This is a genomic window from Rhodococcus sp. Q, assembly GCF_005503035.1.
Taxonomy (GTDB): Bacteria; Actinomycetota; Actinomycetes; order Mycobacteriales; family Mycobacteriaceae; genus Rhodococcus_G.
Genome location: NZ_SCOY01000027.1, coordinates 51794 through 63648, shown reverse-complemented (window position 1 = coordinate 63648; position 11855 = coordinate 51794). Strand labels below are relative to the sequence as shown.

At 68.9% G+C, this 11855-nt stretch carries 9 protein-coding genes and 1 pseudogene; 5 read left to right on the top strand and 5 right to left on the bottom strand.

Features of this window, described 5'->3' with window-relative positions; genetic code table 11:
- A pseudogene (locus FFS72_RS20525) lies at positions 1-113 on the top strand (glucose-6-phosphate dehydrogenase (coenzyme-F420)); the annotation flags it as partial.
- Positions 114-175: 62 nt separating this feature from the next.
- Here FFS72_RS20525 and FFS72_RS20520 read toward each other — a convergent pair.
- The 3 genes from FFS72_RS20520 to FFS72_RS20510 are packed head-to-tail and all read right to left on the bottom strand — an operon-like array spanning position 176 to position 3576.
- Positions 176-1114 (bottom strand): tyrosine-protein phosphatase, encoded by a 939-nt coding sequence (locus FFS72_RS20520; RefSeq protein ID WP_137875663.1) that lies wholly within the window; start codon positions 1112-1114, stop codon positions 176-178.
- A 60-nt stretch (positions 1115-1174) separates the two neighbouring features.
- Positions 1175-2338 (bottom strand): Rv3169 family protein, encoded by a 1164-nt coding sequence (locus tag FFS72_RS20515; RefSeq protein WP_137875662.1) that lies wholly within the window; start codon positions 2336-2338, stop codon positions 1175-1177.
- Positions 2335-3576: a phosphotransferase family protein gene (locus FFS72_RS20510; RefSeq protein ID WP_137875661.1), complete on the bottom strand. Its 1242-nt coding sequence runs from the start codon at positions 3574-3576 to the stop codon at positions 2335-2337. Before FFS72_RS20510 ends, FFS72_RS20515 begins: the two co-directional genes overlap by 4 nt.
- A 172-nt stretch (positions 3577-3748) precedes the next feature.
- Between FFS72_RS20510 and FFS72_RS20505 the strand changes: the two genes are divergently transcribed.
- The 3 genes from FFS72_RS20505 (at position 3749) to FFS72_RS20495 (ending at position 7698) form a co-directional block, all read left to right on the top strand.
- Positions 3749-4396: a TetR/AcrR family transcriptional regulator gene (locus tag FFS72_RS20505; RefSeq protein ID WP_137875660.1), complete on the top strand. Its 648-nt coding sequence runs from the start codon at positions 3749-3751 to the stop codon at positions 4394-4396.
- A 17-nt stretch (positions 4397-4413) separates the two neighbouring features.
- Positions 4414-5016 carry a suppressor of fused domain protein gene (locus tag FFS72_RS20500; protein ID WP_137875659.1) on the top strand — a complete coding sequence of 201 codons (603 nt, stop codon included), beginning with the start codon at positions 4414-4416 and terminating at the stop codon, positions 5014-5016.
- 69 nt (positions 5017-5085) lie between these two features.
- A complete protein-coding gene (locus FFS72_RS20495) occupies positions 5086-7698 on the top strand; it encodes a helix-turn-helix transcriptional regulator (RefSeq protein ID WP_137875658.1) in 2613 nt (870 codons plus the stop codon).
- An 18-nt stretch (positions 7699-7716) separates the two neighbouring features.
- Here the strand turns inward: FFS72_RS20495 and FFS72_RS20490 are convergent, their stop codons facing one another.
- The gene (locus FFS72_RS20490; RefSeq protein WP_137875657.1) at positions 7717-8367 is read right to left on the bottom strand and encodes a hypothetical protein; all 651 of its coding nucleotides are present in this window, start codon (positions 8365-8367) and stop codon (positions 7717-7719) included.
- The gene (locus FFS72_RS20485; protein ID WP_137875656.1) at positions 8339-9535 is read right to left on the bottom strand and encodes a hypothetical protein; all 1197 of its coding nucleotides are present in this window, start codon (positions 9533-9535) and stop codon (positions 8339-8341) included. The genes FFS72_RS20490 and FFS72_RS20485 overlap by 29 nt, the downstream gene beginning before the upstream one ends.
- A gap of 224 nt (positions 9536-9759) precedes the next feature.
- Here FFS72_RS20485 and pta point away from each other — a divergent pair, with 224 nt between their 5' ends.
- Positions 9760-11853, top strand: a complete 2094-nt coding sequence (gene pta, locus FFS72_RS20480) for a phosphate acetyltransferase (protein WP_137875655.1) — start codon at positions 9760-9762, stop codon at positions 11851-11853.
- Positions 11854-11855: the final 2 nt, after the last annotated feature.

The window sequence follows — 11855 nt, the reverse complement described above, 5'->3', positions numbered from 1 at the left end:
ATGTGGATGCTGGGTTGAATCATTTGGTGTTTCATGCGCCGGGTCATGATCAGCGGCGTTTTCTGGAGTTGTTCGAGCGGGATTTGGCGCCGCGGCTGCGCGCACTCGCCTGACAGGGACCTGGCCCCGGATCCGCAGAGGGATGAGATCCGGGGCCAGGAGTCGGGGGTGGTTGTCAGGCAACCAGTTTGGCCTTCAGCTTCGCGATCGTCGCCGCGTCGAGGCCGAGGCCCTCGGACAGGTACTTGTCGACCGTGCCGTAGTCCGCGGTGATCTGGTCGAGACCGGCCTGCAGGTAGCTGGCGTCGACACCGAGGATCGGGGTCAGGTTGGTCGCGGCCTGGGCGCCGAGCGCGCCGGTGATCTGCTGGAGGATCTTCTGGTTGGTCTCCTCGAGGTAGGTGTTGCTCAGCAGGTAGTCGTCCATGATGGTCTGCTGCGGCAGCCCGGCGAGCGACTGCAGAAGCATTGCCGTCCAACCGGTGCGGTCCTTGCCAGAGGTGCAGTGGAACAGCTGGGCTCCGTCGTTGTTCGCGATGTCGGTCAGGACCGTGGCGAACTGGGTCCGCTTGGCGGCATCGGTGACGAAGGACTTGTTGGTGTCCACCAGGAACTGGGCGGCCTGCTCCGGTGAGGTGATCGTCTGTGCCAGCTGGATCAGATTCGAGAACTCGATCGGCACGTTCTTGTACACCGCGTCGGCGGGGAGCTTGTCCTGGCCGCCGATGAGCGGGTTGGTGATCTCGGACTGGCCGCGCATGTCGTACGCGTCGGCGACACCCAGGGCGGTGAGCGTGGCCAGGTCTGCATCGGAGGTCTTGGTCGGTGCGTCGGACCGGTAGATCACGCCGCGATTGAGGTGGTGTCCGTTCGCGGCCTTGTAGCCGGCGCCGGTGTTGCCCGCGACGTCGCGGAAGTTGGCGACGGAGGCGAGACGCGGAGTGTCGGCAAGGTTTTCGGGGCCGAGCGACCCCGTGTCGAGGGACCCGGTGTCGAGGGCGCCCAGAGGGCCGAGGGAGTCGAGGTCGAGTGCGCCCGCCGCAGTCGGCGCGGACATCAGAAGTCCACCCGCGAGCAGTGCCGCGGCAAGGGTTTTCGTCGAGCGTCGTGACATGGTCGAACCTTTCTGTCGGTGGAGCCTTGGTGGAGCCTTTCTGTTGGTGGTGGAGCGGGTTCAGGGCGCGACGTCGGACAGTCCGGTGAAGCCGTAACGGCGGTGCGGACCGATGACGCCGATCTCGAACAATCCTGCGCCGGTGTGTTTTTCACCTCCTTCGATCAAGGTGAAACGCGCGAGGTTGTCGACGGGGCAGAGGATCTTCTTCCACGATTCGATCTCGGAGACCTTCTCGCGCAGACCCTGGACGACGAGGTCGCCCTGCCACATGCCGTGCCGCCAGTCCTGCTCGAGGCCGTACCCCGTGCCCACGCCCAGGTAATGCGGCAGCACCGGTTCGCAAGTGACGGTGACGATCTCGTCGGGTCCGCCGGGCTCGCCGGGGCGACGGAACCGCAATGTCGACGTGGCCACTTCGCGGGTGCCCGGGACGAAGCGCAGTTCGTGCTCGGGTCGTCCGAGCCACTGCGGCTCGCGAGTCCGGTCCGCCCACACGCGGGTGGCGTCCTCGACGATGCGCCTGCCCTCCGTGTCCTCCTGGATGACGGTGATCACGGAGAAGTCGTCGAATTGCATGATCGCGTAGATCCAGAAGAAGTTCTGTGTTTCCGCGATGGACGGATCCGCCCGTCGCCCAGGTGGTTCCGGTTCGCCGACGGGACGGACTCCCCACGACCGATCGCGGTTGCCGCGCCACCGGTCCGCGGTGACGTCGTGGGCGGTGCCGTCGACGGAGAGCGTCCCCTGCCACGACCCGGTCTGCACGAACCGCTGGGTGTCGAAGGTGACCCGCTCGAGTTGCCGGTGGAAGTGCCGGGCTTCGAGATTCGCCGGGACATCGGAGGTGAACGTCAGGTCGAAGGACAGATCGGGTGCCTGCGCGCTCGGGTCGAGTACGACCCGAAGGCGGTGCAAGCCCTCGAGCACCTCGATTCGCAGCGGCCCGACGGACAGGTCCATCCGGTCCTCGCCGAGGGCTCGCGATGCCCGGAAGACGATGTGGTCGTCGCCGCGGCGCAGCACCGCGAACCCGTCGCACACACCGAGGTTCGGGTACTGACCCAGGCCGACGATCAGGAACAGTGGTTCGGTGTCGCCGTCGACACCGGGGTGGCAGTTGAAGTAGTAGCGGTCGTAGAAGTTGCGGTCCGAGGTGCCGACGTGACGGATCGTCTCGGCGATCTGGTGGACGGGGTAGTCGTCGAGGGGGGAAAGGCTCACGGCTGCACTCCGATTCCCGGCCAGTACGTGCCGTCGAGCATCGCGGTCAACGTGGCGCGGTGCAGGATCATGTCGTCCGGGTCGGCCGGGGCGGGCGCCTGCCCGAACGCGATCGTCCGGGTCTGTACCCGGAACATCACGATCGCGTGCCGTAGCGCGGCGTACAGGGTGTGGAATTCGAGGTCCCGCGCGTGGTGGCCGGTGCGGTCGAGGTAGTGGGCGGTGACATCCGCCGGGCGCAGGAGGTCGGGCAGGCCGGGCAGGCCGGCGAGTGCGGCCAGATCGTCGAAGAAGCGGTGCAGGTAGATCATCCAGCCGAGGTCGAGTTCGCGTGGACCGAGAGCGGCCATCTCCCAGTCGAGTACAGCGACCGGCTCGAAGTCGCGGTACATGATGTTGCCGATCCGCGAGTCGCCCCAGCACAGCACCGCGGGCCCGGCCGGCTCCGGCATGTTCGTCTCGACCCAGTCGAGAGCCCGCTCGATCAGCGGCGAGCGTGGGCCGTCCGCGGTCGCCCAGCGGTAGTAGTCCCGCTGGTCCCGGATGTGCGCGCGCAATGCGGCGGCAGCGGTCAGTGGAGCGTCGGGGTCGTGACCGGCGGGGCGCAGCAGCGCGAAGCGGTCATCCGGAGCATCGATCGTGTGCAGGTCCGCGAGCACCCGGACCGAGGCGTCCTGCAGCCGGCGGCGGGCCTCGGGCGGCGCCTCGGAGAGCCATGAACCGAACGTGTAGGGCATGACGTCCGGCGGGACGTCACCGTCGAGTCGCCCCATGACGAAGAACGCGCCGCCGAGCGGCTCGGGGGAGGACTCGGACCAGTAGACGGCCGGGACGGGGACGGGCGAGTGCGCCGCAACCGTCCTCATCACCCGGTACTGCCGGTCCAGGTCGTAGATGGGGAAGAGGGGGACCGCGGAGTCGGCGGGCGCGATCCGGGCGACGAGTCGGTGCTCGGCGCGGATGCCCAATTCCGTCCAGACGGCGTTGAAAAGGATTGTCTCGTTCGACATCCCGTTCGCCGCGGGTACCTCGACCGAGGTGACCTCGGGTGTGGCGTCGGCGTGGAGGACGGACTCGAGCCAGTCCCGTAGCCGGATGCGCAGGTGCTCCGGATCCTTTCGTGATTCGCCTGGGCGGGCGAGCTGGGCGAAGTCCGGGTCGGCCGGTTGAGCCGAGTCCGGGCCGGACAGTTGAGCCGAGTCCGGGCCGGACGGCGGGGCCGAGGTGTCGGGGGTCATGACCACTCCTGGTAGGTGGTGCGCGCTGTTCGTGGGGTTGCCGCTCTGCGACAAGACCGATGCGGTGCAAAGCCGCTACAGACTGTGGGGCAAAGCCGTTACAGACTGTAATGACTAGAACCGTGACAGAATGTAACGGCACTAACGGCACGGCGTACGAGGTTTTGCGAAAATGTCACAGGAACAGGTGTCGAAGCACCGACTCGGGCCACAGCGCGACCCGGCGATCGACACGGCGGTGCTCGACGCCGCACGGCAACTGCTCGTCGAGCGGGGCTACCGCGGCACCTCCATCGACGCGATCGCGACCCGGGCGGGTGTCGGTCGTCCCGCGATCTACCGGCGGTGGCCGTCGAAGGCCCACATCGTCAACGATGCGGTCTACCCGGTGCTCGACACCGACCGTGACGCGGACATCGACGCCGAGCTCGGCACCAACGGGGTGATGCCCGACCAGGTTCGCGACCTGGTGTACGGGGCGATGGCACTGTTCTCGAACCCCGCGACCAGGGCGGCGGTTCCAGGTCTGATGGGCGAATTGCGCACGGACGAGGCACTCCGAGACGTGCTCGTCGTCCGCCAGCTGGCCGGGGTCCGCGACGAACTGCGCAGGCGGCTCGACGCCGCTGTCGACGCCGGGGAGATCCGTCGCGGCGTGGACGCCGACGTGCTCCTCGACATCCTCGGCGGCGCAGCCATCTTCGCGTCGTGCATCCGTGAGGTGTCGGACATCGAGAACGTCGCCGCGGCTCTCACCGACATCGTCCTGAACGGCATCCTGCCGACCGCCGCAGGTGACGGGGCCGCCGAATATTCGTGACGCTAGGCTTTCGTCACATGGAACCCACCGACGACGTCATCGAATCCGCCCGCCGCATCGGCATCGTGTTCGGGGCGATGCCGCAGGTGGTGCGGTACCGGGCGGCTGTCGACGAGGACGCCGACGGCGAGGAGCCGGACGAGGTGTCGATCGCGATCGGCGACGGGTGCCCGGGTCCCGGCTACGCCTCGTACGCGACGCTCGACCTGTCTCGCTACCCGACGAACGTCACCACCGATGACGGCCGACCCATCCGTACCGAACTCGTCACCGTCGGCCGCGCCGACCATCGGGCACTGGCCGACGTCCTCGCGCAGTGCGCGTTCGCACTTGCGTCCGGGTCGTTCCACGTCACCCCGAACGCGATCGTCCCCAACGCCGTGCACGAGGCCGACCCGGGGCGCACCACCAAGCACCTGCTGCTGGTCGTTCCGTTCATCTGGCCGGACCTGGAAATCCTCGTCGACCGAGAAGAGGACGTCACCACCTGGCTGCAGGCCGTGCCGATCACCGATGCCGAACTCGAATTCGCCTCCCGAGAGGGCCCCGACGCGCTGTTCTCGCGGCTCGAGGAGGCCGCGGCCGACGTGTCGGAGATCGATCGGCCGTCGGTGGTCTGACGCCTGCTCGGGGCGCCACAAACTCGAACGGGCTGCCGACCCGGCCCGGATGGGCATAGGATTCTGTCCATGGATCGGCCGTGGCCGCTGATTCAGCGGCAGCACGAGTTCGACGCGCTCACCTCCGCCCTGACGTCTGCCACCGGCGCGTGCGGAGTGGTCCTCACCGGCGATGCCGGCGTCGGCAAGACCACCCTCGCCCGGGTTGCCACCCAGTCGATACCCGGGGAAGTCCGCTGGGTCGCGGGCACCGAGTCCGCACGCAGCATCCCGCTCGGGGTGTTCGCCCACCTCGTCGGCTCCTCGACCGCGCGCGACCCCGTTGCGTTCATGGCCGCGGCACGCGAAGCCCTCCTCGGAACGTCCGAGCAGGTGGTGATCGGCGTCGACGACGCCCACCTGCTCGACCAACTCTCCGCGACGTTCCTCCACCAGTTGGCGATCGACCGGGTCGCGCACATCGTCGCGACCGTCCGCAGTGGCGAGTCCACCCCGGACGCCGTCACGTCTCTGTGGAAGGACGGGCACCTGAGACGGCTCGAACTGCGACCGTTCACTCGCGACCAGAGCGTGACGTTCATCGAATCGGTGCTCGGCGCGCCGCTGGAAGGTCTGAGCGCGAAGCTGATGTGGGAGGCGTCGGGCGGCAACGCCCTGTTCCTGCACCACCTCGTCGAGGGAGCCCTCGAAGCGGGGACACTGCGCGAGCGGAGCGGGGTGTGGCAGTTGCGCGGCCGTGCGGCGATCACCTCGGAGCTGGCGTCCCTTCTGGAGGACCGCATCGAGCACCTGCCGGACGACGTGATCCGGGTACTGGAACTGCTCACCTTCTGCCAGCCCCTCGCACTCGGCACGCTCGACGGTCTCGTCGGGGAGGCGGCGGTCGAGGATGCCGAGCAGCGCGGACTGGTGCAGATCGTCGAGGACGGACCGAAGATCGAGGTGCGGTTCAGCCACCCCATGTTCAGTGAAGTGGTCCGGCGCCGGGTCGGACGCGCCGCGGCACGTCGGCTGCGCGGCAACCTCGTCGAGGCACTCCGGGCGAATCCCCCTGCCACGCCCAGTGACCGGATCAGGCTGGCGGAACTGGCCCTCGACAGCGACCAGACGCCCGACGTCGACCTGCTCGTGACCGCCGCGAAGGACGCGATCGCCTTCGCGAACGTGCCGCTCGGCGAACGGCTTGCCCAGGCCGCGGTCGACAGGGACGGCGGATTCCGCGCGGCGAACCTCCTGGCCCGATCGCAGCTGTGGCAGGGACGTCCCGCGGACGCGGATGCCGCGCTTCGGAGATTCGACCCCGACGAGCTGGACGAGCGGCAACTGGTGCGATGGGGCGCTACCCGCGTCGCGAACCTGTTCTGGGCTGCCGGCGATGCCGACGCGGCGCACGTGGTCCTCGACCAGGTCCAGCAGCGGGTCGAGGACCCGATCGCCGTCGCGGCGATGCGCGGTGTCGGCGCCACCTGCACCGTGTTCGAGAACCGCCTCGACGAGGGGCTCGCCGAAGCGGAAGCCGTTCTCGCGGAGTCCGGTACCGGTCCGTGGGTCGAGGAGTGGGGGATCTTCGCGGCGGCGTTGGCGCTGGCTGTCGGTGGGCACGGGAACCGGGCGGCGGAGCTCGCGGCCCGAGGCGATGCGGTGCGGACCAAGGTCGACGGTCTGACCCGCTATCCGGCCGCTATGGGGCCGGTGCTCGCGCTGGTGCTGACCGGTGAACTCGACGCGGCCCGACAGCGCGCGCAGCGGTACCTCGACGAGGCCGCCGCGACCGGGCAGTACCTCAGCTGGGGGCAGGCGAACATTCTGTACGCACCGGTCGACATCGCGAGCGGGCGCTTCGCGGATGCGGCGCGGCGGCTGGAGCAGGCGATGGCGGCCCTGGCCGTCGGAGACACCGGCTCCGCGCTCGCCTGGACCTTTCCCGCTTATTCGTATCTCGCGCAGGCCTATTCGGTGCTCGGCCGGGTTTCGGACGCGACCGCGATCCTCGCCGCCGGACAGGAGCGATTCGGCAGGCACGTCGCGGTCTTCGGCCCGTACTTCGAGATCGGCAAGGCCTGGGTGGCGGCCGGGAAGGGTGAGACGTCCCGCGCCATCTCCGCGGCGCACACGGCCGCCGACGCCGCACGCGAGTCGGGTCAGTTCGCCGTCGAGGCAGTGGCACTGCACCTCGCGACCAGGCTCGGGGACGCGACGACCGCGCCCCGGCTCGCGGAACTCGCCGCCATGTGTGACGGCGTTCTCGTCCCCCTCGCCGCCGCGCAGGCGGCCGCGTTCGAATCCGGTGACGGCGACGAACTGGCGAGGATCGCCGGTGAATTCGAGAGAGGCGGTGCGCTCCTCGACGCCGCCGATGCGGCCGCGCAGGCTGCTGTCGCCTACTCGAACGCCGACCGCAGACGCGACTCGCTGGACGCCGCGGCGACCGCGAACTCCCTTGCGCAGAGGGCGGACCACGCCTCGACGCCCGCGATTCTCGAGGCAGCTCGGCCGCTGCCGCTGACCAGCCGCGAGCGGGAGATCGCCTCGATGGTCGCGGTCGGGCTGTCGAACCGGGAGATCGCCGATCGCCTGGTCGTGTCCGTGCGCACCGTCGAGGGGCACATCTACCGTGCCTGCACGAAGCTCGACGCCGCCGACCGCAACGGTCTGGCGGACTCGCTCCGGACCCGCCGGTGACGTCACGTCCTACCGAGGTCACCTGACGGGAGGACGTGGACGATCCGGAAGCGGAATCCGCATCGGCGGCTGAATCTCCTGCCGCACAGGGTATTTTGCGGTTCGGTGCAGTAGCCGTTCGCCGTCGACGGTGGACAGGGACACGGTCAACTTCCCGGCCGCGCAGTCGACGGCGACGATCGCACCGCCTCGCACCGCGAGGGACGTCTCGCACATCTCGAACGTGACCACGAGGTCGAACGGGACCCGCGCGACGTCGTTGCCGTCGACGAGCACCACCACCTCGGGGCGATGCCGAGAGGTGACGCGGTACGGCTCCACCAGGGACACCACGACCTCACGCCCCGGTGCGGACAGCGTGTCGCGCGCCGCACGGGTCAGGGCCTGGAATCGGGTGACACCGGACAGCAACAGGGGACAGGGTGCCTCGTCGAGGAAGCGCAGCGCAGTCGTCAGGATCCGGCTGTCGATCAGACGCAGTGCCGACCTCGTGACCGTGCCCGGTCCCGTCACCCTCGCGGGCGTCAGGCCCTGCGCCGGGACGTTCGGCTTCATGCGGGTGGTGAGGACGGTGTCGGGGTCGTCCCCGAACACGGCGGCCCGCAGGCTTGTTCGCGTCGTGCCGGAACTCCTCACGCCGTCAGTTGTCGTCACGCTGTCGGTAGTCATCGCGCTTCACCTCCAGGAACTGGTATCCGGTGTCGGATCGGGCGTCGAGCCCGATCGAACGGCTGCCTGCGTCGCCGGTCGGCGATTCGACCGTGACCGTTGGCGGCGACGGATGCGGAACGGTCTCGACCCGTGCGAGCAGTCGGTTCCGGGTCCGACGCTTGCGGTCGAGAAGACCGACGCCCGCCACCGCCATGGCCGCGAATCCCGCGGCGGCGACGAGGGACGTCGAGGGATCGGAGTCGGGTTCCTCCGCGAGGGAGTCCGAATCGGTGGTGTCGGGGTCGGTTGTTCCGGGGTCGATGGAGCCGCTGCGGGTTCCGCCACCCACATGGGTGCCGACGTTCGTCCCGGGCCTGGCCGGGTCGACCTTCCCGCCCGCCGACACGACGGTGAACGTCGCGTCGACCGGATCGACCGTGACACGTGCCTGCCTGCATTCGAGCCGGACGGTCCGTTGGCCCGCCGCGGTCCCGTCCGGAACGGTGAACGTCGAGTGGGGAGCGGAACCGTACATGTCGAACGTTCCGACGTCGGTACCGTCGAACAGGACCGTCCACAGGGGTTCGCAGTCGGGAAGTCCGCTCGCGGACACAGCCACGTCGCTACCCGGCCTGCCCTCGGTCGGATCGAGTGAGAGCAGCGGTGAGTTCTTCTGTTCCGAGACGACGGTGAGCTGCGCTGATCCGCCGCAGGTCGTCGACACCTCGTAGGTGTCGGGTTCGAGTTCGGGCACGACGAAAGCGGCGGTGAACTCGTACAGTCCAACGAAGGCCGAGTCGAGGGAAATCTGTCTCTCGCCGAGTTGCAGACCCCGTGACGCTGTGAGCCTCTCGTCGCGACTGGGGCAGTACGCGGACAGCGATACCCGCGTCCCCGGCGTTCCCTCGTTCGGGTCGAGCACGAGCGTGGCGGGCCCGCAGCATGACTCGGATTCGGATTTGGATTCGGGCTCCGGCTCGGGCTCGGTTTCGCGGTTGGACTCGGGCTCGGTTTCGCGGTCGGACTCGGACTCGTTGGTGCCGTCATCCGGAGGCTGCGCGAGGGCAACGGCGTGGACGCCGCCATCGGGCAGCCCGGGTGCGGCGGCCGCGATCGCGCCCGGGACCGCCAGGAGCAAAGTGAACGCTCCCGCCCACAGTCCGATCCGCCATGATTTGGTTCGCATTGTCGATCACCCCGAATGACCGTCCCGACCGGGTGTGAACGGTTGTCCGTTCAGAAGGTTCACAGATCGGGCTACGTCGACAACCTTGCCGAACGTGTTCGGGGCAGGCACGCGTAGTCGACTACTCGAGTCGGCCGGCCGGGCAGTGGTTGCGGGTGTGGCGGGGCCCACTGCGCGGGGCCCGCCGCGGGCGGACGTCGGCACGACCGCACTAGTCTGACGTCATGACAACCGGAGCGTCGGCAGTCTCGAGCATCTACGTCGCCTCGCCTGAGGGGGACACGGGAAAGTCCACGATCGCGCTGGGGCTGCTGCAGATGCTCTGCGGCTCGACGGCGCGGGTGGGGGTGTTCCGGCCGATCGCCCGATCGACCGACGAGCCCGACTACATCCTGGAACTGCTCCTCGAGCACACCACCGTCGATCTCGGCTACGAGCAGTGCATCGGCGTCACCTACGACGACGTCCACACCGACCCCGAACTCGCGATCGCGGACATCGTGGCGCGCTACCACGTGGTCGCGGCGGAATGCGACGCCGTCGTGATCGTCGGCAGCGACTACACCGACGTCGCCAGCCCCAGTGAACTCGAGTTCAACGCGCGGATCGCGGTCAACCTGGACGCCCCGGTGCTGCTGGCACTGCGGGGAGCCCGCCGCACCCCCGACGAGGTGTACCAGCTCGGACAGATGTGCGCCGCGGAGCTGCGATCCCGGCACGCGCATCTCCTCGGGATCGTGGTGAACCGCTGCGAACCGGCCGACCTCGACGCGGTGGCCGTTGCGGTCGCTCCGCTCGGGGTGCCGGTCCGGACCCTTCCGGAGGTGCCGCTGCTGGTGGCGCCGACGGTGGCGGAGCTGCAGCAGGCCATCGGAGGCCAGGTGTACAGCGGGGACGCCGAGCTGCTGCAGCGGGAGGCGTTGGAAGTGATGGTCGGGGGCATGACCGCCGAGCACATTCTCGAGCGGCTCGTCGACGGCATGATCGTGATCGCGCCGGCCGACCGTTCGGACGTCCTGCTCGCCGTCGTCAACGCTCACGAGGCGGAGGGCTTCCCGTCGCTCGCCGGGATCATCATGAACGGTGGCCTGCTTCCGCATCCGGCGATCGCGAAGCTGATGGCGGGCCTGCGTCCGAGCCTGCCGATCCTCACCACCGACCTCGGCACCTTCGACACGGCGTCCGCGGCGTCGAAGATCCGAGGAAGGGTCGCGGTCGGATCGCAGCGCAAGGTGGACACCGCGCTGAGCCTGATGGAGCAGCGGGTCGAATCCGCGGATCTGCTCGCCTGGCTGCAGGTCGAGCGGCCCGAGGTGGTCACCCCGCAGATGTTCGAGTACCAGCTGATCGAGCGGGCACGGGCCGACCGCAAGCACATCGTGCTCCCCGAGGGTGACGACGACCGCGTTCTGCGAGCTGCGGGACGGCTGCTGCAGCGGAAGGTGGCCGACCTGACCATCCTCGGAGACGAGGCGGCGGTCCGGCGCCGCGCCGCCGAACTCGGCGTGGACCTCGATGACGCGGCCGTGCTCGATCCGTTCGACTGCGAGCACTCCGAGCGGTTCGCGGTCGAGTACACCCAGCTCCGTGCGCACAAGGGCATGACGGTCGAGCGGGCCCGCGAGGTGATGGCGGACGTCTCCTATTTCGGAACGATGATGGTGCACATGGGAATCGCCGACGGCATGGTGTCGGGTGCCGCCCACACGACGGCGCACACGATCAGGCCGTCGTTCGAGATCATCAAGACCGAGCCCGGCGTGGCGACGGTGTCGAGCATCTTCCTGATGTGTCTCGCCGATCGTGTTCTCGCCTATGGTGACTGCGCCGTCGTGCCCGATCCGACCGCCGAGCAACTCGCCGACATCGCGATCTCCTCGGCGGCGACCGCCGCCCGGTTCGGAATCGACCCCCGCATCGCGATGCTCTCGTACTCGACGGGCGACTCCGGCGCGGGCATCGAGGTGGACAAGGTACGGACGGCCACGGCACTCGTTCGCGAACGGCGTCCGGACCTGCTGGTGGAAGGGCCGATTCAGTACGATGCGGCGATCGAGCCGACCGTCGCCGACGCGAAACTGCCCGACTCCCTGGTCGCGGGACGGGCGACGGTGTTCGTGTTTCCGGATCTGAACACCGGCAACAACACGTACAAGGCGGTGCAGCGCAGCGCAGGCGCGATCGCCGTCGGACCGGTCCTGCAGGGACTGAACAAACCCGTCAACGACCTTTCTCGGGGCGCACTCGTCCAGGACATCGTCAACACCGTCGCGATCACCGCGATCCAGGCGCAGGGCATCGCCGAGAAGGAGTGGTAGTC